Raw genomic sequence first — 26172 nt, forward strand, 5'->3', positions numbered from 1 at the left:
ATGCATGACGGCGGTACGGGGAGGACGACAGTGGACAGTGGTGCGATACGCCGACGCCTGGCGATGGGCGCGGCCGTTCTGGCCGGGTCCATCGGGCTCGCACTGGCGGTGCCCGGCACCGCCCTCGCGGCGGTGGACCGCTCCTGCGCCGGGCGCGAGGTGAGAACCATGCCCTTCAGCACCGGTACCGTGCACGTCTTCAAGCGCAACGGCTACGTCTGCGCCGTCACCATCGCCCGGAACCCCGGCGTCCAGCGTGTGATGTCGGTGAGCCTGCAGGCCCGCGGCAACCGCCCGGTCGTGGACAAGGGCCGGTTCAAGCACCGCGCGGGCCCGGTGACGGTCCACGCGGGCCAGCGCTGCGTGTGGGTGAAGGGCACGGTGGGGCGGGATTCGGTCAGCTCTGGCTGGATCCTCTGCTGACCCATGCCCCGAATTCTGTGCTGATCGCGAACACCACTCAATTCCCCCTGGTGTGACGGCAGTTGCTCCGATAGTTTCCGGCGCACATCTGTCTCACAGGGGAGAGTGCGCATGCGCAAGGCGCTCAGATGGCTGCTGGCGCTCGCGGTGTTCATAGGCACGCTGAGCACAGCGGGCGCGGCGACCGCCGCACAGTCCGAGCCCACCGACATCAAGGACCGGCTCCTGTCGATACCCGGCATGAGCCTGATCCAGGAGAAGCCGTACCCCGGCTACCGCTACTTCGTACTGAACTACACGCAGCCGGTCGACCACCGGCACCCGGACCGCGGCACCTTCCAGCAGCGCATCACCGTGCTGCACAAGGACGTGAGCCGCCCCACGGTCTTCTACACCAGCGGCTACAACGTCTCCACGAACCCGTCCCGCCGCGAGCCCACCCAGATCGTGGACGGCAACCAGGTCTCCCTGGAGTACCGCTTCTTCACGCCCTCCCGCCCCGATCCGGCCGACTGGTCCAAGCTGGACATCTGGCAGGCGGCGAGCGACCAGCACCGCGTCTACGAGGCGTTGAAGCCGATCTACTCCGCCAACTGGCTGGCCACCGGCGGCTCCAAGGGCGGCATGACGGCCACCTACTACGAGCGCTTCTACCCCCGCGACATGGACGGCGTGGTGGCCTACGTCGCCCCCAACGATGTCGTCAACGACGAGGACTCGGCCTACGACCGCTTCTTCACCACCGTCGGCACCAAGGAATGCCGGGACCGCCTGAACGCGGTCCAGCGTGAGGCGCTGGTCCGCCGGGAGCCGCTGGAGGCGAAGTACGCCCAGTACGCCGCCGACAACCACTACACCTTCGACACCATCGGCGGCCTGGACAAGGCCTACGAGGCGGTCGTCCTCGACTACGTCTGGGGCTTCTGGCAGTACAGCCTGCTGAAGGACTGCGACTCCATCCCGGCGAACGCGGCGGCTGCTTCCGACGAGGCGATCTGGGACTCGGTCGACACCATCTCGGGCTTCTCGGCCTACACCGACCAGGGCCTGGAGCAGTACACCCCGTACTACTACCAGGCGGGCACCCAGCTGGGCGCTCCGACGATCCACTTCCCGTACATCGAACGGAAGTTGATCCGCTACGGCTACCAGCCCCCGCGCAACTTCGTGCCCCGCTCCATCCCGATGCGCTTCCAGCCCGGGGCGATGCGGAACGTCGACAGGTGGGTCCGCCACCACGCGCAGCACATGCTGTTCGTCTACGGCCAGAACGACCCCTGGGGCTCGGAACGCTTCCGCCTCGGCAAGGGCGCCCGTGACTCGTACGTCTTCACGGCGCCCGGGCTGAACCACGGGGCGAACGTGGCGGGCCTGGTGTCCGACGAGAAGGCACTGGCGACGGCCCGGATCCTGGAGTGGGCGGGCGTCGCCTCGCCCGCGGTCGAGAAGAACCCGTCTGCGGCGAAGCCGCTGGCTCGGTTTGACGCGAAGCTGGATGCGCGGGGCGTGGACAGGGAGCCGGCGCTGCGTCCGTGACGCGCCGGTCCGACAGCTGATGACGGCGGGGTCGGCGTGGCCGACTCCGCCGTCGTGGCCAGGGGGGTGGGCAGGCGAGGCCTGCTGATCGGTCTGGGAGGCCGCACCGGGAAGACGTCACATCCTCCGGGCGCACCCCACCGGCCGCCCCCCGCCCAACTCCACGTACAGCACGGTCGACCCGGGGCACTCGGACCGCACAGCGACCGCATGTGTGATCTCGTACTGCGGTTTCCGGTGCCCCGACCCGTCGCACGCCGTCTCCCGCACCTGACCGTCGCCCGAGTCGTAGACGCAGTCGCCGGGGATCGTGCGGGGGCCGCCGCCGGCGCCCGGGTCGCCGGGGTGCGGTGGCTCCAGGTTGCGCATGCAGGCGTAGCCCCGGGGGATCGCGCCGTCGCCGTCCTCGTCGTCCTGCGGTCGCTGTTCGCTGATGTGCAGGACGAAGTCGGCGGTCGGCGGGCACAGGGGGCCGTCGGTGGTCGTGCCGTCGTAGCGGGCGGCGACGCGGGCGGCGGCCCGCTCGCTGGTGCAGGGGACCTCGGTGAAGCTGGTGGTGCCGAAGGAGCTGCACTCGCCGACCGCGAGGAACTGGGCGCCGTAGCCGGAGGGGAGGGCGGTGGCGGGCCGGGCGTTGCCCACCGGGGCGTCCGCGTGGCTCTGGCAGCCGCTGAGCAGGGCGGCCAAGGTGGCCGCCAGGGCGGCGAGGGCAGGGGTGGGCGGCAGGAGGCGGTACGCCACCCTCGCGGCACCCTTCCCGCGCATCGCCAACCCCCCAGACACCCCCCTGTCCAGGTATCGCCGACATCCCAGACCCATCTGTCCGGGTACTGCCGATCCCCGGACACCCCCGCCCAGCGTGGCCCCGGTGCTGGGGCCACGTCAGGCGAACCGTAGGGTTTCAGCCCATTGGGTGTGTTGTGCCCGGTGTGTGATGTACGGCTAGTACGTCAGTCCGTGACCGAGGGGATACAGCACCTGCGTCGGATCGTCCGCCCGCTGCACCGGCACCGGGAGCCTGCCCCGTGGGTTCACCCGTCCGGCGATCACCCGTGCGGCGGCCCGCAGTTCGACGTCGGTCCAGGAGTAGGTCGCCAAGTAGGCCTTGGCGGAGCGGAGCTGGGCCACGTCGTAGGGGTTGCGGATGGCGACGGCCACCACCGGGGTGCCGGTGGCCACCAGCTGCTCGGCCAGGGTCTGCTGGGTGCTGCCCGCCGTCACGTTGTACGTCCCGACGACCACCGCGTCCGCGTCCCGCGCCGCCGCCACGGCCTTGGCGATGGTCGTCTCGGAGGGTGCGGTCCCGGTGGACAGGGCGGTGGCGGTGAAGCCCAGTTCGGTGAGGGCGGTGGCCAGGACCGAGGTGGGCGGGCCGGTGGTGCCGGACGGGGAGGCCGGGTCGGCGCCGACGACCAGGATCCTGGGCTCGGTGCGGGGGTTCAGCGGGAGGGTGTCGTCCTCGTTGACCAGCAGGGTTGTGGTTCGTTCGGCGATCCGGTCCGCTGTGGCCAGGTGGGATTTCGTGCCCACTGCGCGGTCGACGCCGGACCGGGGGACGTACGCGCCGTCGAGCAGTCCGAGGCGGGCCTTCAGACGGAGGATGCGGAGGATCGATTCGTCCAGGCGGGTCTCGGTCAGCTCACCGTTCCGGACCGCGTTCAGGACCGCGTGCCAGGCCACGTCGATCGAGGGCGGGTTGAGGAGTTGGTCGACGCCGGCCTTCAGGGCCAGCACCGGCACCCGGTCGTCGCCGTACTTGGTGCGCACGCCCTCCATGCCGAGGGAGTCCGTGACCACGACCCCGTCGTAGCCGAGTTCGCCGCGCAGGATGCCGGTGAGGATCGGGTGGGACAGGGTGGCCGGGTCGCCGGAGCCGTCGAGGGCCGGGAACTGGATGTGGGCCGTCATGATCGAGTCGATGTCCGCGGCGATCGCCGCCCGGAAGGGGACGGCGTCCAGCTTCTCCCACAGGTCGCGGCTGTGCGTGATGACCGGGAAGCCGGTGTGGCTGTCGACGGCGGTGTCGCCGTGCCCCGGGAAGTGCTTGGCGGTCGCCGCGACCCGGGAGGTCTGATAGCCCCTCACCTCGGCCGCCACCAGGGCCGCCACCGCGTCCGGGTCGGCCCCGAAGGACCGTACGCCGATGACCGGGTTGGCCGGGTTGACGTTCACGTCGGCGTCGGGGGAGTAGTCCTGGTTGATGCCCATCGCGCGCAGTTCCGCACCCGAGATGCGGCCGAGGGTGCGGGCGTCGGAACGGGAGCGGCCCGCGCCGACCGCCATCGCGCCCGGGAACAGCGTGGCCGGTTTGCCCACCCTGCACACTATGCCGTGCTCCTGGTCGGTGGCGATGAGCAGCGGCAGGCCGCGGGGCAGCGCCAGGGAGGCCTGCTGGATGCCGTTGGACAGGTCGGCGATCTGGTGCGGGTCGCGGGTGTTGTGGGCCCAGGTGAAGTAGATGATCCCGCCGACCCGGTACTTCTCGATCAGCTCGGCGGCCGTGCGGACCCCGATCTCCTTGAGGTTGGCGTCGATGTCGGCCTGGTCGGGGGCGGTGGCGGAGTGGCCGTAAACCCGCATCACGAAGAGCTGGCCGACCTTCTCCTCCAGGCTCATGCGGGAGATGAGGGTGCGGAGTGTGCGGTCGTTCGAGGTGGCGGCGTGGGCGGCGCCGGCCGGTGCGGTCAGCGCGGCGGTGAGGCCCGCGGTCGCGGCGAGGACGGTCCGTCTGGACGGCCGTGCGGTGTTTCCCGTGCTTCCCGTGCGTCCCGTGCTGGTGTCGTGCACGTGCGCTCCTTCCAGAGGAGAACCGCTGAAGGAAACTTCCGAGGAGTCACCAATATCCGGGAAGTTTCTTTCCGTCAAGGGACTGCACAGTAAGCCAGGATGGGGCCGCCATCGGCGCTTGGGAGGGGGGCGCGCCGATGACGGTGGGCTGTCGGGCGTGATGCGGCGGAGAGGGTGCGTCGGCGTTCGCGGCCTGCGGCGAGGGCCGACACCGCACCACGGACTCGTCCGGCAGCTTGCGGGTTGGACGGGTGGCGGGGGCGGCGGGTTCCCGTGCCGGGGGTCAGCGCAGCCCGTGCCGGTCGGCCCAGGCGGAGACGGCCGCCGCGATCTCGGCCGGCCGGTCCTCCGTGGCGTGGTGGCCGGCCGGGCCGCAGTGGACCGTCTCCAGACCCGCCAGGTGGGTGGCGCACCACTCGGCCGTCTCCGGGCCGATCAGCAGGGTCGGCGAGCCCTCGAAGGTCAGCAGCAGCTTGGGCACGTCGGGGCTCTTGGCCAGCCAGGCGCCGTAGGCCTCGATACGGGCCACGAGGTCGGCGGGTTCGCCGCCCAGCGGCAGCTGGCGCGCCCAGGAGAGCAGAGGGCGGCGGCTGTCGCGGGTGGGGTAGGGCGCGAGGTAGACCTCCACCTCGGCGTCGGGCAGGGGAGTGAGGACACCGCCGGTGTAGGCCTGCCGGACGAAGAGGTTCTCGTCCAGCATCCGCTCGCCCTCCGCCGAGCGGATCGTCTCGGAGCGCTTGCGGGCCTGCGGGCTCAGCTCCTGCCAGGCCATCGGCTTGACGATGGTCTCGAAGGAGGCGATGCCGCGCACCCGCTCCGGGTGCCGCGCGCCCCAGTCGAAGGCGAGCGCGCCGCCCCAGTCGTGGCCCACCAGGACCACGTCGTCCAGGCCGAGCGCGTCGAACCAGGCGTCCAGGTGGCGGGCGTGGTCGTCGAACCGGTAGGCGAGGTCCGGCTTGCCCGAGCGGCCCATGCCGATCAGGTCGGGGGCGAGCAGACGGCCGGCGCCGATGCCGGGCAGCACCTTGCGCCAGGTGTGGGAGGAGGCGGGGTTGCCGTGCAGGAAGACGAAGGGAGTACCGCTTCCGGACTCCTCGTGATGGATGGCCGAGTCGAGGACTGGAGTCGTGGGCATGCCGATACTGTACATAGATATTATGTCCATGGCTACTATCTGGCCGGATCGCCCACGCCGCACGCGGTCCAGCCCCTGGACATTCCGCCCCTCCGTCCGTGCGACGGACCATCATGACGGCCATGCCCGCAGTCGACATCCCCGGTTCCAAGTCCATCACCGCCCGCGCGCTCTTCCTCGCGGCCGCCGCCGACGGCGTCAGCACCCTCGTACGCCCCCTGCGCTCCGACGACACCGAGGGCTTCGCGGAGGGCCTGGTCCGGCTCGGCTACCGGGTGGGCCGCACCCCGGACGCCTGGCAGGTGGACGGCCGACCGCAGGGCCCGGCGCTCGCCGAGGCCGATGTGTACTGCCGCGACGGCGCCACCACCGCCCGCTTCCTGCCCACTCTGGCGGCCGCGGGCCACGGCACCTACCGCTTCGACGCCTCCCCGCAGATGCGCCGGCGCCCCCTCGGCCCGCTCACCCGGGCCCTGCGCGACCTCGGCGTCGACCTGCGGCACGAGGAGGCCGAGGGCCACCACCCGCTGACCGTCCGGGCGGCCGGGGTCGAGGGCGGCGAGGTCGTGCTGGACGCCGGCCAGTCCTCCCAGTACCTCACCGCGCTGCTCCTGCTCGGCCCGCTGACCCGGGGCGGCCTGCGGATCCGGGTGACCGACCTGGTCTCGGTGCCGTACGTCGAGATCACGCTGGCGATGATGCGGGCGTTCGGCGTCGAGGTGGTCCGGGACGGCCAGGTCTTCGAGGTCCCGGCCGGTGGCTACCGGGCCACCACCTACGCCATCGAGCCGGACGCCTCCACCGCGAGCTACTTCTTCGCCGCGGCCGCCGTCACCCCGGGCCAGGAGGTGTCTGTCCCGGGCCTCGGCTCTGCCGCCCTCCAGGGCGACCTGCGGTTCGTCGAGGTGCTGCGGCGGATGGGCGCGGAGGTGGACGTGGCCGCGGACCGGACGACCGTACGCGGCACGGGAGTTCTGCACGGCCTGACCGTCAACATGCGCGACATCTCCGACACCATGCCGACCCTTGCCGCGATCGCACCCTTCGCCTCCGGCCCGGTCCGCATCGAGGACGTGGCCAACACGCGGGTCAAGGAGTGCGACCGGCTGGAGGCCTGCGCGGAGAACCTGCGCCGGCTCGGCGTGGACGTGGCGACCGGCCCCGACTGGATCGAGATCCGGCCCGGCACGCCCCTGCCGGACGTCGGGATCAAGTCGTACGGCGACCACCGCATCGTGATGTCCTTCGCGGTGACCGGACTGCGCACGCCCGGGCTGTCGTACGACGATCCCGGCTGCGTGCGGAAGACGTTCCCGGGCTTCCACGAGGCGTTCGCGGCACTGGGCGCGACCACCTGACGGGACGGTGGCCGTTCCTGCTGGACCGGAGGGAAGGGCTCGGAAATCATCGGGCGCATGACCACGCGCTCGTATCTCGTCCTGCACGGCTGGCAGAACCGCCGGCCCGAGGACCACTGGCAGCACTGGCTCGCCGACCGGCTCACCGCCCTCGGGCACCGGGTCACCTACCCGCAGCTGCCCGACCCGGACGACCCGGACCTCGAGGTGTGGCTCGGTGAACTGGCCCGGCACCTGGAGGAGTTGGACGACTCGGGGGACCGGGTCGTCGTGGCGCACAGCCTTTCCGCCGTGCTGTGGCTGCACGCCGCGGCCCGGGGCATGAAGGAACAGCGGCACGCGGACCGGGTACTGCTCGTCGCGCCGCCGTCCGGATCCGTTCTCGTCCGGTACCCGGAGGTGGCGGGCTTCGCGCCTCCCGCCCTCGACTTCGTCCTGCCCGGCCGGACCCGGCTCGTCGCGGGTGACGACGACCCGTACTGCCCCGAGGGCGCCGACCGCCTCTTCGGCGCGCCGCTCGGCATCCCCAGCGACGTCGTCCCGGGCGCCGCTCACCTCGACCTGGACGCCGGTTACGGCTCCTGGCCGGCCGTGCTCGACTGGTGCCTGGCCGGCTCGGCACCGCTCACGGCACGTCCGGAGCAGTAGTACCGTCCGTCAGCTCGGCTCCCCCGGAGCGCAGTTCGGGAGTCGACGCCGCGACCGCCCCCACCGCCAGGACGCACATCAGGCCGCCGGTGACCAGGGAGGTCGCCCCCGAGCTCCAGCCGGCGACCAGGCCACCCCGGACGTTGCCCAGGCTGGGGCCCGCCTGGCCGACGATCGCCTCGGCCGCCGTGACCCGGCCGAGCAGCGCGTCCGGGGTGAGGGTCTGCACGATCGTGGACCGGGAGACGACCGACGTGGCGTCCGCCGCCCCGGCCACGACGAGCAGGGTGAGGCCGATCCAGGGGTCGGTCGACAGACCGAAGGCCACCAGGGCCGCACCCCAGGTGCCGGAGGCGCACAGCATCACCGTGCCCGGCCGGCCGAGCCGGGTCAGCGAGCCGGACAGTGCCGTGGCCGCGACGCCGCCCACGGCGAGGGCCGACAGGAGCAGGCCGAGGGTGCGCGGACTGTTCCCGAACCGCTCGGCGTTGACCAGCGGGAACAGGCTGACCGGGAAGGACAGCACAGTGGCGGCGAGGTCGGTGATCAGCGCGCCCCGCACCACCCGGTGCCCGGCCAGGAACCGCAGCCCGTCCAGCACCCCGTGCAGCCCGGCCCGCGACGGCTCGCCCTCCGGCGGCAGCGCGGGCAGCCCGAAGGCGCCGTAGAAGGCGACACCGAAGCTGAGCGCGTCCAGCAGATAGCAGGCGCCGACGCCCAGCCAGCCCAGCAGCACACCGGCCAGGGCCGGGCCGAGCAGGAACATCGCCTGGCCGGAGATCTGGTTCAGGGCGAGACCGGCGGCCACCTGGTCCTTGGGCAGCAGCCGCGGCACGAAGACACCGGCCGCCGGGGCGCCGAGCGCACCGAAGCCCGACTGGACGGCGACCAGCGCGAGCACCGCCGCCACCGGGACATGCCCGGTGAAGCCCTGCACCGCCAGCAGCAGCGAGCAGACGGACTGGCCCACGGTGGCCGTCAGGAAGATCCGGCGCCGGTCGGCGCGGTCCACCCGGGCCCCCGCGAACAGCCCGAACACCACCAGCGGCAATGCCTGTGCCAGCCCGACCGCACCGGTCCACGCCGTGCTGCGGGTCATGTCCCACACCTGGTACATGACCGTCACCAGGGTCATGGACCCACCGAGCAGTGACACGGTCCGCCCGGCCAGCAGCCGCCGGAAGACGGGCGAGGTACGCAGCGGCCGCACGTCGATGAGCGAGCGGGCGAGGCTCATGAGAGGGAACGGGGGCAGGGGAGGGCACGGAGTGCGGGCTGCGGAATCACCGGGGGAGGGTATGCGGGGCCGCTACGGCCCGGCCAGCGAATTATCCGGGGCCGGGGCCGGCCGGACACCGTTGCCCGGAGCCGGTCCGCCCCGCTCCGCCGAACGGGCTAGGCAGCCTCTCCCAGCAGCCGTACGAGGTGATCCCGGCCCGCGCTCAGCAGGCCCGGAAGCGGGGCCGCCGACTCGTACCACCGCTTCTCGTACTCCCAGCACAGCCAGCCGTCCCAGCCGTGGCGGGAGAGGACGTCCACGCACTCGGTGAGCGGGAGGACGCCCGCGCCGAGCGGGAGCGGGGTGGTGTCCTCGGCCGAGGCGATGTCCTTGACCTGCACGTATCCAAGATGCGGGGCGAGGGCCGCGTAGCTGTCCGAGGGCTGCTCGCCGCCCAGCCAGGTGTGCATCACGTCCCACAGCGCGCCCACCTGCCGGTGGCCGACCGGGCCGAGGACACGGATCGCGTCGGCGCCGGTGCGGTGCGAGTCGTGGGTCTCCAGCAGGATCCGCACACCGAGCGCGGAGGCGTCCTCGGCGGCGGAGCCCAGCCGCCGGGCCGCGACGGCGTCGGACTCCTCGCGGGGCCGGTCCGGGTCGGCGCCGGGGAAGACCCGGACGAACGGGGCGCCCAGGTCGTACGCCAACTGCAGGAGTTGACGGATCTCGTCCAGGACGGGGGCGTCGTCGCCGGGCGCGGCGACACGCGCGTACCCGGCGAGGCCCAGCACCTCGACCCCGGCCCCCTTGAACAGCGCGGCCGTCTCGGCCCGCTCGGCGGCGGCGAGGCCGGGGTGCACCGGCTCCTCCGGATGGGTGCGCAGTTCGACGCCGTGATACCCGTGCGCGGTCGCGAGCGCCAGGACCTCAGGGACGGGCAGGCCGGGGACACCGAGAGTGGAGAACGCCAGCTTCATGCTCGGACCCTACTCGTCACACGCCCGATCCGTGCAGATCCAACCGCCAGTCCTGCCCCACCAGATCCTTGCCGAAGGAGCGGTGCGGCCGCTCGGCGACGAGCACGAAGCCGTGCCGCTGATAGAGGTGCCGGGCGCTGCTGAGCACGTCGTTGGTCCACAGCACCAGGTCGCGGTAGCCGACCCCGCGCGCGAAGCCGACCACGGCCCGCACCAGCCGGTCGCCGATGCCGTGCCCGCGCGCGTCGGGCTCCACCAGGAGCAGCCGCAGCCGCGCGGTGGCCGGAACGTCGTCCCGCACGCACATCACGCACCCCACCGGACGCCCCTCCAGCTCGGCGATCCACACCCGCTCCAGATGCGGGTCGTGGTCCTGGGCGAAGTCGGCGACGATCTTCGCCACCAGCCCCTCGTAGTCGGCGTTCCAGCCGTACTCGGCCGCGTAGAGGGCGGCGTTGCGCTGCACGATCCAGCCGAGGTCACCGGGTTGCGGCTCCCGTAGGACGACCTCACCCGGCGTCGCCTTCCCGCCCCCGAGGATGCCCCGGATGGTCCGCATCGCCTCCGCCAGCCGGGGCCGGTCCTCCTGGGCCACGGTGTCCAGCAGCGTCCCCACCGTCTCCCGCGCCCGCTCGTCCAGCAGCGCGGCGGCCTCGCGCCCGGCCGCGGTGAGCGTGACGCTCCTGCGGCGCGGATCCGCGGCGCTCGGCCCGCGCTCGATCAGCCCCGCCTCCTCGAACTTGTTGAGGATGCGGCTCAGATAGCCGGCGTCCAGCGCGAGCCGGGTGCGCAGGTCGGCCGCGTCCAGATGCCGGTCGTGCGCGAGTTCGTACAGGACCCGGGACTCGGTGAGGGTGTACGGCGCGTACAGGTGACGGCCGTAGTCGAGGGCGCCGATGACGCCGGTGTAGAACCGGTTGAAGGCACGGACGTCCTGGACGGTCATGATCGCCCCCGAATACTTGACTCAGTCAGAGATGCCGTTCCTCCGAGGCTAAGCCCGCAGCACCGCGCCGTCCACCGTCTACGACCGGGCGGCGGGCCGGAACACGTTGACCTGCACCCCGGTCTTCCCGGTCGCCGACGACACCAGCTCCCAGCTCCGCCTGCCCCCGTCCGCCGGGAAGATCGACTTGCCGCCGCCCAGCATCACCGGCATCACCACCAGCTGCAGCTCGTCCACCAGTCCCTCGGCCAGCAGCGCCCGCACCAGCGTGGGGCTGCCCATCATCGCCAGATCCCCGCCCTCGGCGGCCCGCAGCTCGCGCACCTTCCCGACCGCCTCCGCGACCGGCACCCGCACGGAGTTCTCCCAGGTCAGCTCGTCGTCCCCGAGCGTGTCGGAAACGACGTACTTCCGCAGCGAGTTGAGCCGGTCGGCAAACGGATCCCCGGCCCGCTCGGGCCAGGCGGCCGCCATGTTCTGATAGGTACGACGCCCGTACAGCAGCGCCTCCGCCTGCTCCAGCCCCGCGGCAAAGGCCCCGCCGACCACCTCGGGATCGAAGAAGGGGTGCGACCAACCCCCGTGCGCGAACCCGCCGTCGGTGTCCTCCTCGGCCCCGCCGGGGGCCTGGACGACACCGTCGAGGCTGATGAATTCGGTGACGACGAGACGCATGTCGATACTCCTTGGCCGGCGTCCTGGTGGCTTAAGGCTGTAAAGACCATCCCCGCCGCGGAAACTCATCGGCGTGCACATGCCGGACTCAGAAATGTGCCTCCCGTACCGCGACGGCGTCGACCCCGGCCGCCCGCAGCTTCCGCGCGAGCAACTCCGTCTCCGGGAGCGTCCCGCCGTACTCCCCGGCCGCCACCTGCTCCACCAGGGCGCGGATCTCCGTCAGCCCGACGCCGAGTCGCTCCCGAAGCACGCGCATGACGGCCGGCCCGTGCGCCGAGGCGCCCAGCCGCAGAACGGTCCGCCCGTGCTCCGTGAGCATCCGCTCCCGCATCCCGGTCGGCAGGTCCCTCCCGCACCCGGCCGTCCCGCTCCCGCAGGCCGGGCACGCCGTCTCGGTGTCCCACCGCAGCGAGTCGTCGTCCAGCAGCACCTGAACGCCGTGCCACCGCGCGGTGGCACGGCAGGACGGGCAGGGCACCGGGCCCTCGACGGATTCGACGATCACCGGCACCCTTTTCGCTCAGCCCCGCGGCACCCCGGTGGACCCCCGTACCATCAACTCCCCCCGCACCGAGGCGATCCCGCCCGGCGGCGGCTCCTCCCGCCCCATCGCGATACGACCAGCCCGAGCCCCCGCCTCCGACAGCGGCAACCGCACCGTCGTGAGGGAAGGCACCGCGTCGATGCTGAACGGCAGGTCGTCGAAGCCGGCCACGGACACGTCCTCGGGGATCCGCAGCCCCGATTCGCGCAGCGCGGCACACGCGCCCAGTGCGACGGAGTCGTTCGCGGCCACGATCGCCGTCAGGGAGGGGTCCCGGCGCAGCAGCTCCAGTGTGGCCTCGTGACCGGACCTGCGGTCGTAGCGGCCGTGGACCGTCCAGCGAGGGTCGTCTTCTATGCCCGCCGCCGCCAGCGCGGCCCGGTGGCCCTCCAGGCGGTGCCGGGTGGTGGTCCGTTCCTCGGGGCCGGCGATGTAGCCGAGCCGGCGGTGGCCGAGGCCGATGAGGTGGTCGGTGAGTGCGCGGGCGCCCCCGCGGTTGTCGAAGGTCAGCGCTATGGCCTCGGTGTCCGGCGCCGGCGGCCGCCCGCACAGCACCACCCGCGTCCCGGCCTCCGCCAGCTTCCGCAGCTTCGCCGCCACCGCCGCCGCGTGCGGCGCGTTCTCCACGGCCCCGCCGGTCAGCACCACCGCCGCGGCCCGCTGCCGCTGCAGCAGGGTCAGGTAGGTCAGCTCGCGCTCCGGCGAACCGCCCGTGTTGCAGACGACCGCGAGGCGTTCGCCGCCCGCCCGGCCGCCCGGGCCCCCGATCTCCCCCTGGATCGCACTCGCCATGATCCCGAAGAAGGGGTCGGCGATGTCGTTCACGAGGATGCCGACGAGGTCGGAGGTGGCCGCGGCGAGTGCGCTGGCGGGGCCGTTGAGGACGTAGTCCAGCTCGTCCACGGCCCGCAGCACCCGCTCCCGCGTGGAGGCGGCCACCGGGTAGTTCCCGTTCAGCACGCGCGACACCGTCGCGGGGGAGACCTGCGCGCGGGCCGCCACATCCGCCAAGGTCACCGTCATCTGTCGTCCTCCGGTCGCGCATCTGATCGCGCATTGGTGCTCATACGTCCACGTAGACAGGCCGCGCCCGGCCACGGTTCCGTGCGGTGTCGAGCAGACCATAAGGCCAAGGCGCCGAGTTGTTCGCCCCCTCGAACAACTCGAAGAGGACACGGTCTTGTACAGACCACAGTTCAGAGGCTAGCTTCTCTGGATAGAAAGCGCTTGCTGCGCTGCGCTGGACGCTGACGACGCTGCTGATGCCGACCCGGGCGCCCGGCGCCCACGAAGGGGACTGACGTGACACGCAAGACGGTGCGTATCGCCATGAACGGCGTGACCGGGCGCATGGGCTACCGCCAGCACCTCGTCCGGTCGATCCTCGCCCTGCGCGAACAGGGCGGCCTCGACCTCGGCGACGGCACCGTGCTGTGGCCCGAGCCGATCCTGCTCGGCCGCCGCGAGCACGCCCTCAGGGAGATCGCCGACCGGCACGGCCTGGAGCACGTCTCCACCGACGTGGACGCCGTCCTCGCCGACCCGACCGTCGACGTCTACTTCGACTCCCAGGTCACCTCGGCCCGCGAGGAGTCGATCGGGAAGGCGATCGCGGCCGGCAAGCACATCTACACCGAGAAGCCCACCGCCACCGGACTGGAGGGCGCCCTGGAACTGGCCCGCCTGGCCGACGGGAAGGGCATCAGGCACGGCGTCGTCCAGGACAAGATCTTCCTCCCCGGCCTCCGCAAGCTGAAGCGCCTGATCGACGGCGGCTTCTTCGGGCGGATCCTGTCCGTCCGGGGCGAGTTCGGCTACTGGGTCTTCGAGGGCGACTGGCAGCCCGCCCAGCGCCCCTCGTGGAACTACCGCGCCGAGGACGGCGGCGGCATCGTCGTCGACATGTTCCCGCACTGGGAATACGTGCTCCACGAGCTGTTCGGCCGGGTGACCTCCGTCCAGGCCCTCGCCACCACCCACATCCCCCAGCGCTGGGACGAACACGGCAAGCCCTACGACGCGACCGCCGACGACGCCGCCTACGGCATCTTCGAGCTGGAGAACGGCGCGATCGCCCAGATCAACTCCTCCTGGGCGGTCCGCGTCAACCGCGACGAACTGGTGGAGTTCCAGGTGGACGGCACCGAGGGCTCGGCGGTCGCCGGCCTGCGCAACTGCCGTGCCCAGCACCGCGGCGCGACCCCCAAGCCGGTCTGGAACCCGGACATCCCCGCCACCGAGGTCTTCCGCGACCAGTGGCAGGAGGTGCCGGACAACGCCGAGTTCGACAACGGCTTCAAGGCCCAGTGGGAGCTGTTCCTGAAGCACGTCTACGCCGACGCCCCGTACCACTGGGACCTGCTGGCCGGCGCCCGCGGCGTCCAGCTCGCCGAGCTGGGCCTGAAGTCCTCGGCCGAGGGCCGCCGCATCGACGTACCGGAGATCGCGCTGTGACCATCCGACTCCCCGGCCCCGCCGGCGTCCTGCGGACGTACGAGTCCCGGACCGAACCGCTCGCGCCGACACCTGGCATCCCCTTCACCTCCCGCACGGTCTTCTCGGCCGCCCACGTCGTCGCCGACCCGTACGCCGACGTGTCCCCCGACTCGCCCGCCGCCGTCGACTGGGACGCCACCCTCGCCTTCCGCCGACACCTGTGGTCCCACGGGCTCGGGGTCGCCGAGGCGATGGACACCGCCCAGCGCGGGATGGGCCTTGACTGGGCGGGTGCGGCCGAGTTGATCCGCCGGTCCGCGGCAGAGGCGCACGGCGTGGGCGGCCGGATCGCCTGCGGCGTCGGCACCGACCAGATCGCCGGCGGCACCCCGGCCGAGATCCGCGCCGCCTACGAGGAGCAGCTGGCGGTCGTGGAGGAGGCGGGCGCGCAGGCCATCCTGATGGCGTCCAGGGCACTCGCGGCCGCCGCCCGTGGCCCCGAGGACTACCTGGAGATCTACGGCCATCTGCTCCGCCAGGCCGCCGAGCCGGTGATCCTGCACTGGCTGGGCCCGATGTTCGACCCCGCCCTGGAGGGCTACTGGGGTTCACCGGACCTCGACGCGGCCACCGGCACCTTCCTGGAGGTCATCGCCGCGCACCCGGACAAGGTCGACGGCATCAAGGTCTCGCTGCTGGACGCCCGGCGGGAGATCGACCTGCGCCGCCGCCTCCCGCAGGGCGTGCGCTGCTACACCGGGGACGACTTCGACTACCCCGAGCTGATCGCGGGCGACGAGAAGGGCTTCAGTCACGCCCTCCTCGGCATCTTCGACCCGCTGGGCCCGCTGGCGGCCGAGGCGGTACGGGTCCTGGACACGGGGGACACGGACGGTTTCCGCGCCCTGCTCGATCCCACGGTCGACCTGTCCCGCCACCTCTTCCAGGCCCCGACCCGCTTCTACAAGACCGGAGTCGTGTTCCTGGCCTGGCTGGCGGGCCACCAGTCCCACTTCACGATGGTCGGCGGCCTTCAGTCGGCCCGCTCCCTGCCCCACTTCGCCCGCGCCTACGAACTCGCCGACGGTCTCGGCCTGTTCCCGGATCCGAAACTGGCCGAGGAACGTATGAAGAACCTGCTGTCGCTGTACGGGGTGAACCAGTGAGCACCGGACTCGAACGCTTCTCCATCAACCAGATGACGGTCAAGCAACTGTCCCTCCCCGAACTGGTGCACGCTTGCTTGCGGTTGGGCGTGCCGGGAGTCGGGCTGTGGCGCGAGCCGGTCCATTCGTACGGTGTGGAGGCGACCGCCAAGCTGGTCCGTGACGCGGACCTGACGGTGACGACCCTGTGCCGGGGCGGTTTCTTCACGGCGGTCGACCCGGCCGAGCGGGAGCAGGCCCTGGCCGACAACCGCCGGGCGATCGACGAGGCGGCCACGCTCGGCACGGACACCCTCGTCCTGGTCTCGGGCGGCCTGCCCGCCGGCTCGCGCGACCTGCACGGCGCCCGCGAACGCATCGCCGACGCACTGGCGGAGCTGGGCCCCTACGCAGAATCCCACGGCGTACGTCTCGCCATCGAGCCCCTGCACCCCATGTACGTGTCCGACCGCTGCGTGGTCTCCACCCTCGCCCAGGCCCTGGACCTCGCCGAGCGCTTCCCTGCGCACCAGGTCGGCGTGGCCGTGGACACGTACCACATCTGGTGGGACGACCGGGCCCCCGCCCAGATCGCCCGCGCGGGCGCGGCCGGCCGCATCCACACCTTCCAGCTGGCCGACTGGACCACCCCCCTGCCCGAGGGCGTCCTCAACGGCCGCGGTCAGATCGGCGACGGCTCGATCGACATGCGGGAGTGGAAGGGGTACGTGGAGGCGGCCGGTTACACCGGGCCGATCGAGGTCGAGCTGTTCAACGAGCGGTTGTGGGCCCGGGACGGGCGGGAGGTGCTGGCTCAGACGGCGGAGCGGTTCGTGACGCACGTCGCCGGGTGACACCGGATCTCACACCGTGCCGAACCACGCCTCCGCGAGCGAGGGCAGCGTCTCCTCGGCAGGTGCGGGCAGTTCCTTCAGGTACCAGGGGAGATCGCTGTACACGTGCAGCAGCGTGTACGCGAGCAGGTGGGACGGGTCGAAGGCGTGGCCGTACGCCCCGGTCAGCCGGGCCAGCAGCTCCGGATCGGCGCGGGTGACGAACAGGCCGACGCCCACGAAGTCGTACGCACGGTCACCGATCATGGCCGGTTCGAAGTCGAAGAGCCCGGTCAGGCGCCAGCCGTCGGGATCGACGAGGAAGTGCTGCCGCATGACCTCGGTGTGCAGCAGGGAGCGGTGCGGGGTGCGCGGCAGGGAGACCGAGGCGAGGAAGTCCGGGATCTGTTCCAGCCAGGCGTCCGGCAGCCGTTTGGCGCGCTGCTGTGCCACGGCACCGGCCCTCCGGCGGTCCACGAAGGTGCCCCAGTCTCCGGGGCCGAGGACGTCCGTGAGGGGATCGGGGTCGAGGGCGTGCAGCACCGCCAGGGTCTCACCGATCTCGGTGACGAGCCGCTCGCGGTGGCTTCGCGGCACCCGGTCCCACGCTTCGGCCAGGTTCTCGCCACGGAGGCGGGACATCAGGACGTACCGCCAGCCGTTCTCGTAGACGCCGAAGCCACGCACCTGCGGTGTCGGCACCGGCAGTCGGCCCTGGAGGTGGGCGAGGACGCGCCCTTCGGCGGCGCCGTCCCCCGCGGAGGCTCCGGGGAACAGCTTGAGAACGTGCTCGTCACCCACGGCGTAGACGGGCTGTGAGCCCTCCGGGAACCGGGTCAGCGGTGCGCCGGCCAGACCGAGGCGGGCGCAGAGGTCCTCCACTCCCGGGCGCATCACCGTCTCGTCTGGGACGACCGCGTCCCACTCCTCGTCCGTTTCCACCGGAGGCAGCATGACCGGGACCGTAGGCGGACGAGTTCCGGGGAGCAACGGAATTTCAGGGCCCTGTTCCAGGGCCCGGCAGGGCGGAAAAATCTCGCGGGGCCGTACAACCCTTTCCCCACCAGGTGTGTCGTACCGTGCGTCAGGACTTCCGGGGGGATCCCGGGGGGGATCTGGGGGGGTTCTGATACGGAGGGGAAAGCCGAGGGGGCGTACCCGGTCGACGGACCGGGTACGCCCCCTCGAAACGTCGGGCGTCGATGGCTTCAGGGCCGCAGACGTCAGGGCCCGGGAAGTGCCCGTCCAGCAGTGCGGCCGCCGCCGGATTCGCGCCCCGTACCTCCTCCTCCGCTGCCGTGGCCCCTTCCAGCACCAGCTCGGCCAGCGCCCCGGACAGGCTTCTTCACCGGGAGCCGACCTCCGCGGCCGTCGGGTACGACTCCTGGGCGCCCCGCTTCGTCACCGCCGCCGCACCGACGCGGGCCGCGTAGGCCGCGGCCTCGGCCAGGGCGGAGCCCGAACCCAGCTTCCAGGCCAGGGCCGCCGTGAACGCGTCGCCCGCCCCGGTCGTGTCCACCGCGTCCACCTTCACCGACGGCACCCGGGTCACACCGGAGGAGTCGGCCACCAGCGCCCCCTCCGCGCCCAGCGTCACCACCACCGAGCGCGGCCCCTTGGCCAGCAGCAGCCGCGCCCAGTCCGCGGGGTCCTCGCTCACGCCCAGGTCGCCGAGGAGCACCCGTGCCTCGTGCTCGTTGACGATCAGCGGGTCGCAGGCGGCCAGCACCTCCGTGGGCAGCGGGCGCGGCGGGGACGGGTTCAGCACGAACCGGCTGCCCTCGGCGAGGTTCCGTACGACCTCCACGACCGTCTCCAGCGGGATCTCCAGCTGCGCCGACACCACCCGCGAGGTGAGGAGGAGGCTGACGGCGGCCCGGACGTCGGCCGGGGTCAGGCGGGCGTTGGCGCCGGGGGACACCACGATGCTGTTGTCGCCGGCGGGGTCGACGGTGATGAGCGCGACGCCCGTCGGCGCCCCGCCCACCAGTACGCCCACCGGGTCCACCCCGGCCGCGCGCTGCGAGTCGAGCAGCAGCCGGCCGTGGGCGTCGTCGCCGACCCGGGCCAGCAGTGCCGTTCGTGCCCCGAGCCGGGCGGCCGCGACCGCCTGGTTGGCGCCCTTGCCGCCCGGGTGGACGGCGAGGTCGCCGCCGAGCACCGTCTCGCCGGCGGCCGGCCGCCGCTCGACGCCGATCACCAGGTCGGCGTTGGCCGAACCCACGACCAGGAGGTCGTAGTCGTACATGGAATTGACTCCCCTGAGAGATGACCCGCTACGAGCCCGAGCAACGGCCCGGGGCGGGCGGCCGCCACCAACTGTGCACGACCTCCGGCCCGTTCGCCGTAGCCGCTGTCTTCGTCAGCCGCTGAGCGTCTCCGATCAGCTGAGCGATCCCATGTGAACCGTAGGGTCCGACACGGGTTCTGCCCACCTGGGCGGGGCAGCATGAGCGTGGAGGTGGAATCCCGCGCCGAGTGCTGCTCCTCGTGGTTCCGCCGGGCTTCGAGTCCGTCGTGATGACCACGGGATGCCGTCGAACACGGCCGGCGCGATGTCGTCCGGGACGTGCAGCCCGTGCGCGGATCGGGTCCAGGGCACCGAGTGCCATCAGGGGGGCCGGGGCGAAGAGGACCTCGGACGGCGATTCCGACGCCCACGGCATTCTTCACCCTGGCCGAGAGGGCTGCGATCACGGGTGCGCACAGCGACAACGCGTCGTTGTCGCACCCCACCGGTACCGTCGGGTCATGTCCAACCAGGCGGGGAACTCCACGGGTGAACGGCGGCTCGCCGTGCTCGAAGGCGTGCTCGAGCGGATCACGTACGCCAACGAGGAGAACGGCTACACGGTCGCCCGGGTCGACACCGGCCGAGGCGGCGGCGATCTCCTCACGGTGGTGGGTGCGCTGCTCGGAGCCCAGGTCGGCGAATCCCTCCGCATGGAGGGCCGCTGGGGCTCCCACCCCCAGTACGGCAAGCAGTTCACGGTGGAGAACTACACGACGGTCCTGCCGGCCACCGTCCAGGGCATCCGCCGCTACCTCGGATCCGGCCTGGTCAAGGGCATCGGCCCGGTCTTTGCCGACCGCATCACCCAGCACTTCGGCCTGGACACCCTGCAGATCATCGAGGAGGAGCCGAAGCGGCTGATCGAGGTCCCCGGCCTCGGCCCCAAGCGGACGAAGAAGATCGCCGACGCCTGGGAGGAACAGAAGGCGATCAAGGAGGTCATGCTCTTCCTCCAGACCGTCGAGGTCTCCACGTCCGTCGCGGTGCGGATCTACAAGAAGTACGGCGACGCGTCGATCTCGGTCGTGAAGAACCAGCCGTACCGGCTGGCCGCCGACGTCTGGGGCATCGGCTTCCTCACCGCCGACAAGATCGCCCAGTCGGTCGGCATCCCGCACGACAGCCCGGAGCGGGTGAAGGCGGGCCTCCAGTACGCGCTGTCCCAGTCCGCCGATCAGGGCCACTGCTTCCTGCCCGAGGAGCGGCTGATCGCGGACGCGGTCAAGCTGCTCCAGGTCGACACCGGGCTGGTCATCGAGTGCCTCGCCGAGCTGGCCGAACCGGCGGAGGAGGGCGCGGATCCCGGGGTCGTGCGCGAGAAGGTGCCCGGACCCGAAGGGGACGCGGAGCCCGTCACCGCCGTCTACCTGGTGCCCTTCCACCGCGCCGAACTCTCCCTCTCCGCCCAGCTGTTGCGCCTCCTGCGGACGCCGGAGGACCGGATGCCGGCCTTCCGGGACGTGAACTGGGGCAAGGCGCTGGGCTGGTTGGGGTCCCGCACCGGAGCCGACCTCGCCCCCGAGCAGGAGGCCGCCGTCCGGCTCGCGCTGACCGAGAAGGTCGCCGTGCTCACCGGCGGGCCCGGCTGCGGAAAGTCCTTCACGGTCCGCTCGATCGTGGAACTGGCCCGCGCCAAGCAGGCCAAGGTCCTGCTGGCCGCCCCCACCGGCCGCGCCGCCAAGCGGCTCGCCGAACTGACGGGCGCCGAGGCCTCCACGGTCCACCGGCTGCTGGAGCTGAAGCCCGGCGGCGACGCGGCCTACGACCGGGACCGCCCGCTGGACGCGGACCTGGTCGTCGTGGACGAGGCGTCGATGCTGGACCTGCTGCTCGCCAACAAGCTGGTGAAGGCGGTCCCGCCGGGGGCCCATCTGCTGTTCGTCGGTGACGTCGACCAACTGCCCAGCGTCGGCGCGGGGGAGGTGCTGCGCGATCTGCTGGCCGAGGGCGGCCCGGTCCCGGCCGTGCGGCTCACCCGGGTCTTCCGACAGGCCCAGCAGTCAGGGGTGGTCACCAACGCGCACCGCATCAACGCCGGGCAGCATCCGCTCACCGACGGCCTGAAGGACTTCTTCCTCTTTGTGGAGGACGACACCGAGGAGGCCGGCCGGCTCACCGTGGACGTGGCCGCCCGGCGCGTGCCGGCCAGGTTCGGGCTCGACCCGCGCCGGGACGTCCAGGTGCTCGCGCCCATGCACCGCGGCCCGGCCGGCGCCGGCACCCTCAACGGCCTGCTCCAGCAGGCCATCACGCCCGGCCGGCCCGACCTGCCGGAGAAGCGGTTCGGCGGCCGGGTCTTCCGCGTCGGCGACAAGGTCACCCAGATCCGCAACAATTACGAGAAGGGGAAGAACGGCGTCTTCAACGGCACCGTGGGCGTGGTCACCTCGCTCGATCCGGTCGACCAGCGGCTGACGGTGCTGACGGACGAGGACGAGGAGGTTCCGTACGAGTTCGACGAACTGGACGAACTGGCACACGCGTACGCGGTGACGATCCACCGTTCACAGGGGAGTGAATATCCCGCCGTGGTGATCCCCGTCACCACGGGAGCCTGGATGATGCTTCAGCGGAACCTCCTGTACACGGCGGTGACACGGGCGAAGCGACTGGTCGTCCTCGTCGGTTCACGCAAGGCGATCGGGCAGGCGGTGCGCACGGTCTCGGCCGGACGGCGCTGCACGGCACTGGACTTCAGGCTTCAGGGCTCCTGACCGGCCCCTGAGCAGGGGCGGCGGCAGAGGCGGAGAGCCGCATCACAAAAAATGATCGATCAAACGAGTCGCAAAGGTCACAGAGCACTTCCAGATGCCGGTCGGAGGGGGCAGGATGAGCAGGTTGGCGGCACTGAGTGCCGCCAATAGGCCCAATGGTCGACCCCGAGTGCACTCTCCTGAGCCAAATGGGGGATGGTAGAGACAGTCAGGGCACCTCGAAGATGAGGCACTACGTCGGTGAGGGAAGACGTGAGCGACAACTCTGTAGTACTGCGGTACGGCGACGGCGAGTACACCTACCCGGTGGTCGACAGCACCGTCGGTGACAAGGGCTTCGACATCGGGAAGCTCCGCGCCCAGACCGGTCTGGTGACTTTGGACAGCGGTTACGGCAACACGGCCGCCTATAAATCCGCCGTCACCTACCTGGACGGCGAGGCGGGCATCCTCCGCTACCGCGGCTACCCCATCGAGCAGCTCGCCGAGCGCTCCACCTTCCTCGAGGTGGCGTACCTGCTCATCAACGGTGAGCTCCCGACCGTCGACGAGCTGAGCACGTTCAAGAACGACATCACGCGGCACACCCTGCTGCACGAGGACGTCAAGAACTTCTACAAGGGCTTCCCGCGCGACGCCCACCCGATGGCCATGCTGTCGTCGGTCGTCTCGGCGCTGTCCACCTTCTACCAGGACAGCCACAACCCGTTCGACGAGAAGCAGCGCAACCTCTCCACGATCCGCCTGCTCGCCAAGCTCCCGACGATCGCGGCGTACGCGTACAAGAAGTCGATCGGTCACCCGTTCGTCTACCCGCGCAACGACCTCGGCTACGTCGAGAACTTCCTGCGCATGACCTTCTCGGTCCCGGCGCAGGAGTACGACCTGGACCCGGTCGTCGTCTCGGCGCTCGACAAGCTGCTGATCCTGCACGCGGACCACGAGCAGAACTGCTCGACCTCCACCGTCCGCCTGGTCGGCTCCTCGCAGGCCAACATGTTCGCGTCGATCTCGGCCGGCATCTCCGCCCTGTGGGGTCCGCTGCACGGCGGCGCCAACCAGTCCGTCCTGGAGATGCTCGAGGGCATCCAGGAGACGGGCGGCGACGTCGACTCCTTCATCCGCAAGGTGAAGAACAAGGAGGACGGCGTCCGCCTGATGGGCTTCGGCCACCGGGTCTACAAGAACTTCGACCCGCGCGCCAAGATCATCAAGGCTGCCGCGCACGACGTCCTCTCCGCTCTCGGCAAGTCCGACGAGCTGCTGGACATCGCGCTCAAGCTGGAGGAGCACGCGCTCTCCGACGACTACTTCGTCTCGCGCAGCCTCTACCCGAACGTGGACTTCTACACCGGTCTGATCTACCGCGCCATGGGCTTCCCGACCGAGATGTTCACGGTCCTGTTCGCCCTCGGCCGCCTGCCGGGCTGGATCGCCCAGTGGACCGAGATGATCAAGGAGCCGGGCTCCCGCATCGGCCGCCCGCGCCAGATCTACACGGGCGTGGTCGAGCGCGACTTCGTTCCGGTCGAGGAGCGCTGACACCTGCCGGTGAGGGGCGCCGTCGTCTTGGTGCCCCGCCGGTGGGCCCCGCGTGCTTGTTGATGTCGGGCGCGCCTGCCGCGCTGAACGTACTGAGTGTGAGGGCCTGCCCGTCGGGTGGGCCCTGAACCAGTGGTGAGCGGGTCGCGAGGCGAGCCGCTGTCGAGCAGGAAACCAGAAGGCGCCCTGAGCCGTCAGTCCCCCCACGGGCCGACGACCAGGGCGCCTTCCCATGTCCCGGTGCGGATTCCCCCCACGGGATCCGGCCGGGCGCTCGGAGAGGACAGCGCCTGAATCGCTGTCTGAGCACAACGAGCAAAACTCGTCGTACTCCAGTGATGCGGTGCGATCTGCCGGGACAACGCACGCTGGGAGGGCCGCTCAAAGCTTCCCGGTGTGCGTGCCCCGGCAACGCATCTCTGAGGAAGTCCCCCAAGACATCCCCAGATGCCAGTCAGCGCCCCCCAAGACGCTGTTCTGACATCGCCAACTTAGACCTTCGAACCCCTTCGATGGTTACGTTCGCATCACTGTGATCTGCGTCTCTTGCATATGTCCCTTAGGTGCGCAAGAGCCCCGATACGGCGATCGAGGCCCAAGCGTAAGGATGATGCGCGAGCCTTGTGAAGAGCTTATGTGAGGCTCGCGCCCGACTCTAGAGGGACTCTTACTTCAGCTCCACCTAACCCCCGGTAACACGGGGGTACTTCAGCGGAATCGGCGCAGTCGCAGACTGTTGGTCACCACGAAGACCGAGGAGAAGGCCATCGCCGCCCCCGCGATCATCGGGTTCAGCAGGCCCGCGGCGGCCAGCGGCAGCGCGGCCACGTTGTAGCCGAAGGCCCACACCAGGTTGCCCTTGATCGTGGCGAGGGTGCGCCGGGAGAGCCGGATGGCGTCCGCGGCGACCCTGAGGTCCCCGCGGACCAGCGTCAGGTCGCCGGCCTCGATCGCCGCGTCCGTCCCGGTGCCCATGGCGAGCCCCAGGTCGGCGGTGGCGAGCGCGGCCGCGTCGTTGACGCCGTCACCGACCATCGCCACGGCGCGCCCCTCGCGCTGCAGCCGCCGTACGACGTCCACCTTCTCCTCGGGGAGCACCTCGGCGATCACCTCGTCGATGCCGACGGTGCGCGCGACCGCCTCGGCGACCGTCCGGTTGTCCCCGGTGAGCAGCACCGGCGTGAGCCCGAGGGCGCGCAGCTCGCGCACCGCCGCGGCGCTGGTCCCCTTGACCGCGTCGGCCACGGCGAGGACTCCGCGGGCCTGTCCGTCCCAGCCGACCGCGACGGCCGTACGGCCCTCCTGCTCGGCCTGGCGTCCGGCCCGGGCCAGCTCCTCCGGGAGCGCGTCGAACAGCCGCCCCACGACCACCTCACGGCCTTCCACGCGGCCGCGTACACCCCGCCCGGGGACGTTCTCGAAGTGCTCGACCGCGGGGAGGGCGCCGGCCTTCCCCATCTCGGCGCCTGCGGCGATCGCCCGCGCGACGGGGTGCTCGGAGGCGTGCTCCAGGGCTCCGGCGAGCCGCAGCACCTCCTTCTCGTCCTCGCCGTCGGCGACGTACACCGCCTGGAGCGTCATCCGGCCGGTGGTGACCGTGCCGGTCTTGTCCAGGACGACCGTGTCGACGCGGCGCGTGGACTCCAGCACCTCGGGTCCCTTGATGAGGATGCCGAGCTGGGCGCCCCGGCCGGTGCCGACCATCAGCGCGGTCGGCGTGGCGAGGCCGAGCGCGCAGGGGCAGGCGATGATCAGCACGGAGACGGCGGCCGTGAACGCGGCGGAGGTGTCCCTGTCGGCCGCCAGCCAGACGCCGAAGGTGCCGAGCGCGATGAGGATGACGACGGGGACGAAGACGGCGGAGATCCGGTCGGCGAGCCGCTGCACCTCGGCCTTGCCGTTCTGCGCGTCCTCGACCAGCTTCGCCATCCGGGCGAGCTGGGTGTCCGCGCCGACCCGGGTCGCCTCCACCACCAGCCGGCCGCCCGCGTTGACCGTGGCGCCGGCGACCTGGTCGCCGGGGCCCACGTCCACGGGCACCGACTCGCCGGTCAGCATGGCCGCGTCCACCGCGGAGAGGCCCTGGACGACCGTGCCGTCGGTGGCGATCTTCTCCCCGGGCCGTACGACGAACCGGTCGCCCACGGCCAGCGAGGCCACCGGCACGCGCACCTCGTGCCCTTCCCGCAGGACGGCGACGTCCTTGGCGCCCAGCTCCATCAGGGCCTTCAGGGCCGCCCCCGCGCGACGCTTGGAGCGGGCCTCCAGATAGCGGCCGAGGAGGATCAGCGCGACGACTCCGGCGGCGACCTCGAGGTAGATGGTGGAGGCCCCGTCCATCCGCGAGACGGTGAGGCGGAACTCGTCGTGCATGCCGGTCATGCCCGCGTCGCCGAAGAACAGCGCCCACAGCGACCACCCGAACGCGGCCAGCGTGCCGACGGAGACGAGGGTGTCCATCGTGGCGGCGCCGTGCCGGGCGTTGGTCCAGGCGGCCCGGTGGAAGGGCAGGCCGCCCCAGACGACGACCGGCGCGGCGAGCGTGAGGGAGAGCCACTGCCAGTTGTCGAACTGCAGTGCGGGGATCATGGCGAGCAGGACGACGGGGGCGGCGAGCAGCACGGAGACGAGCAGGCGGTGCCTGAGGGCGGTGAGTTCCGGGTCGTGCCCGGCGGTCTCCCGGACCTCGGGTTCGGGCTCCGGCGGTGCGGGCTCCTCGGCGGTGTAGCCGGTCTTCACGACGGTCGCGATCAGGTCGGAGACCTGGACGCCCTCGGCGTAGCTGACCTTCGCCTTCTCCGTCGCGTAGTTCACGGTGGCGCTCACGCCGTCCATGCGGTTGAGCTTCTTCTCCACCCGTGCGGCGCAGGAGGCGCAGGTCATCCCGCCGATGAGCAGCTCGACCTCGGACGTGCTGCCTATCTCGCTCGCTGTCTCTGTGGTGGTGCTGGTCATGTC

Annotated in this window: 21 protein-coding genes; 9 read left to right on the top strand and 12 right to left on the bottom strand. The window is 71.5% G+C overall.

Annotation, left to right across the window (positions count from 1 at the left end):
• Positions 1-30: 30 nt before the first annotated feature.
• Positions 31-423, top strand: a complete 393-nt coding sequence (locus ACIRVH_RS04125) for a hypothetical protein (protein ID WP_403948002.1) — start codon at positions 31-33, stop codon at positions 421-423.
• A 111-nt stretch (positions 424-534) separates the two neighbouring features.
• Positions 535-1959 carry a S28 family serine protease gene (locus ACIRVH_RS04130; RefSeq protein WP_403948004.1) on the top strand — a complete coding sequence of 475 codons (1425 nt, stop codon included), beginning with the start codon at positions 535-537 and terminating at the stop codon, positions 1957-1959.
• Between the two features lie 117 nt (positions 1960-2076).
• Here the strand turns inward: ACIRVH_RS04130 and ACIRVH_RS04135 are convergent, their stop codons facing one another.
• From ACIRVH_RS04135 to ACIRVH_RS04145, 3 genes are all read right to left on the bottom strand, one after another.
• Positions 2077-2724, bottom strand: a complete 648-nt coding sequence (locus ACIRVH_RS04135) for a hypothetical protein (protein WP_403948005.1) — start codon at positions 2722-2724, stop codon at positions 2077-2079.
• 177 nt (positions 2725-2901) lie between these two features.
• Positions 2902-4746, bottom strand: coding sequence for a glycoside hydrolase family 3 protein (locus ACIRVH_RS04140; RefSeq protein ID WP_403948007.1), 1845 nt, complete (start codon positions 4744-4746; stop codon positions 2902-2904).
• 283 nt (positions 4747-5029) lie between these two features.
• Positions 5030-5896 (bottom strand): haloalkane dehalogenase, encoded by an 867-nt coding sequence (locus ACIRVH_RS04145; protein WP_403948008.1) that lies wholly within the window; start codon positions 5894-5896, stop codon positions 5030-5032.
• A 107-nt stretch (positions 5897-6003) separates the two neighbouring features.
• Here ACIRVH_RS04145 and aroA point away from each other — a divergent pair, with 107 nt between their 5' ends.
• Positions 6004-7239, top strand: a complete 1236-nt coding sequence (aroA, locus tag ACIRVH_RS04150) for a 3-phosphoshikimate 1-carboxyvinyltransferase (protein WP_403948010.1) — start codon at positions 6004-6006, stop codon at positions 7237-7239.
• A gap of 57 nt (positions 7240-7296) precedes the next feature.
• On the top strand, positions 7297-7887 hold the full coding sequence (locus ACIRVH_RS04155) for an alpha/beta hydrolase (protein ID WP_403948012.1): 591 nt from the start codon (positions 7297-7299) through the stop codon (positions 7885-7887).
• Here the strand turns inward: ACIRVH_RS04155 and ACIRVH_RS04160 are convergent.
• The 6 genes from ACIRVH_RS04160 to ACIRVH_RS04185 form a co-directional block, all read right to left on the bottom strand.
• Positions 7865-9124 (bottom strand): MFS transporter, encoded by a 1260-nt coding sequence (locus ACIRVH_RS04160; protein WP_403948014.1) that lies wholly within the window; start codon positions 9122-9124, stop codon positions 7865-7867. The two genes, ACIRVH_RS04155 and ACIRVH_RS04160, sit on opposite strands and share 23 nt — an antisense overlap.
• A 158-nt stretch (positions 9125-9282) precedes the next feature.
• A complete protein-coding gene (locus tag ACIRVH_RS04165; RefSeq protein WP_403948015.1) occupies positions 9283-10083 on the bottom strand; it encodes a sugar phosphate isomerase/epimerase family protein in 801 nt (266 codons plus the stop codon).
• 16 nt (positions 10084-10099) lie between these two features.
• Positions 10100-11029 (bottom strand): GNAT family N-acetyltransferase, encoded by a 930-nt coding sequence (locus ACIRVH_RS04170; protein WP_403948016.1) that lies wholly within the window; start codon positions 11027-11029, stop codon positions 10100-10102.
• 78 nt (positions 11030-11107) lie between these two features.
• Positions 11108-11704 carry a dihydrofolate reductase family protein gene (locus tag ACIRVH_RS04175; protein ID WP_403948018.1) on the bottom strand — a complete coding sequence of 199 codons (597 nt, stop codon included), beginning with the start codon at positions 11702-11704 and terminating at the stop codon, positions 11108-11110.
• An 88-nt stretch (positions 11705-11792) separates the two neighbouring features.
• Positions 11793-12212 carry a hypothetical protein gene (locus ACIRVH_RS04180; protein ID WP_403948020.1) on the bottom strand — a complete coding sequence of 140 codons (420 nt, stop codon included), beginning with the start codon at positions 12210-12212 and terminating at the stop codon, positions 11793-11795.
• Positions 12213-12227: 15 nt separating this feature from the next.
• Positions 12228-13274 carry a LacI family DNA-binding transcriptional regulator gene (locus tag ACIRVH_RS04185; RefSeq protein WP_403948022.1) on the bottom strand — a complete coding sequence of 349 codons (1047 nt, stop codon included), beginning with the start codon at positions 13272-13274 and terminating at the stop codon, positions 12228-12230.
• Positions 13275-13553: 279 nt separating this feature from the next.
• Here ACIRVH_RS04185 and ACIRVH_RS04190 point away from each other — a divergent pair, with 279 nt between their 5' ends.
• The 3 genes from ACIRVH_RS04190 to ACIRVH_RS04200 are packed head-to-tail and all read left to right on the top strand — an operon-like array spanning position 13554 to position 16686.
• Positions 13554-14705: a Gfo/Idh/MocA family protein gene (locus ACIRVH_RS04190; RefSeq protein WP_403948024.1), complete on the top strand. Its 1152-nt coding sequence runs from the start codon at positions 13554-13556 to the stop codon at positions 14703-14705.
• A complete protein-coding gene (locus ACIRVH_RS04195; protein WP_403948026.1) occupies positions 14702-15853 on the top strand; it encodes a dihydrodipicolinate synthase family protein in 1152 nt (383 codons plus the stop codon). Before ACIRVH_RS04190 ends, ACIRVH_RS04195 begins: the two co-directional genes overlap by 4 nt.
• Before the next feature lie 32 nt (positions 15854-15885).
• Positions 15886-16686, top strand: coding sequence for a sugar phosphate isomerase/epimerase family protein (locus ACIRVH_RS04200; RefSeq protein WP_403948731.1), 801 nt, complete (start codon positions 15886-15888; stop codon positions 16684-16686).
• A gap of 9 nt (positions 16687-16695) precedes the next feature.
• Here ACIRVH_RS04200 and ACIRVH_RS04205 read toward each other — a convergent pair whose 3' ends face one another.
• Both ACIRVH_RS04205 and ACIRVH_RS04210 read right to left on the bottom strand, forming a co-directional pair.
• Positions 16696-17619, bottom strand: a complete 924-nt coding sequence (locus tag ACIRVH_RS04205; RefSeq protein ID WP_403948028.1) for a phosphotransferase family protein — start codon at positions 17617-17619, stop codon at positions 16696-16698.
• A gap of 391 nt (positions 17620-18010) precedes the next feature.
• On the bottom strand, positions 18011-18913 hold the full coding sequence (locus ACIRVH_RS04210; protein WP_403948029.1) for a ribokinase: 903 nt from the start codon (positions 18911-18913) through the stop codon (positions 18011-18013).
• A 503-nt stretch (positions 18914-19416) separates the two neighbouring features.
• On the opposite strand from ACIRVH_RS04210, the gene ACIRVH_RS04215 reads away from it, so the two are divergent.
• Entirely contained in the window at positions 19417-21672 is a 2256-nt protein-coding gene (locus ACIRVH_RS04215) for an ATP-dependent RecD-like DNA helicase (RefSeq protein ID WP_403948031.1), read from the top strand.
• Between the two features lie 252 nt (positions 21673-21924).
• Positions 21925-23214 (top strand): citrate synthase, encoded by a 1290-nt coding sequence (locus ACIRVH_RS04220; RefSeq protein ID WP_403948033.1) that lies wholly within the window; start codon positions 21925-21927, stop codon positions 23212-23214.
• A 708-nt stretch (positions 23215-23922) separates the two neighbouring features.
• On the opposite strand, the gene ACIRVH_RS04225 is transcribed toward ACIRVH_RS04220, so the two are convergent.
• Entirely contained in the window at positions 23923-26169 is a 2247-nt protein-coding gene (locus ACIRVH_RS04225) for a heavy metal translocating P-type ATPase (RefSeq protein ID WP_403948035.1), read from the bottom strand.
• Positions 26170-26172 lie beyond the last annotated feature (3 nt).

Source organism: Streptomyces sp. NPDC101165, from assembly GCF_044768135.1.
In the GTDB taxonomy this organism is placed as follows: domain Bacteria; phylum Actinomycetota; class Actinomycetes; order Streptomycetales; family Streptomycetaceae; genus Streptomyces.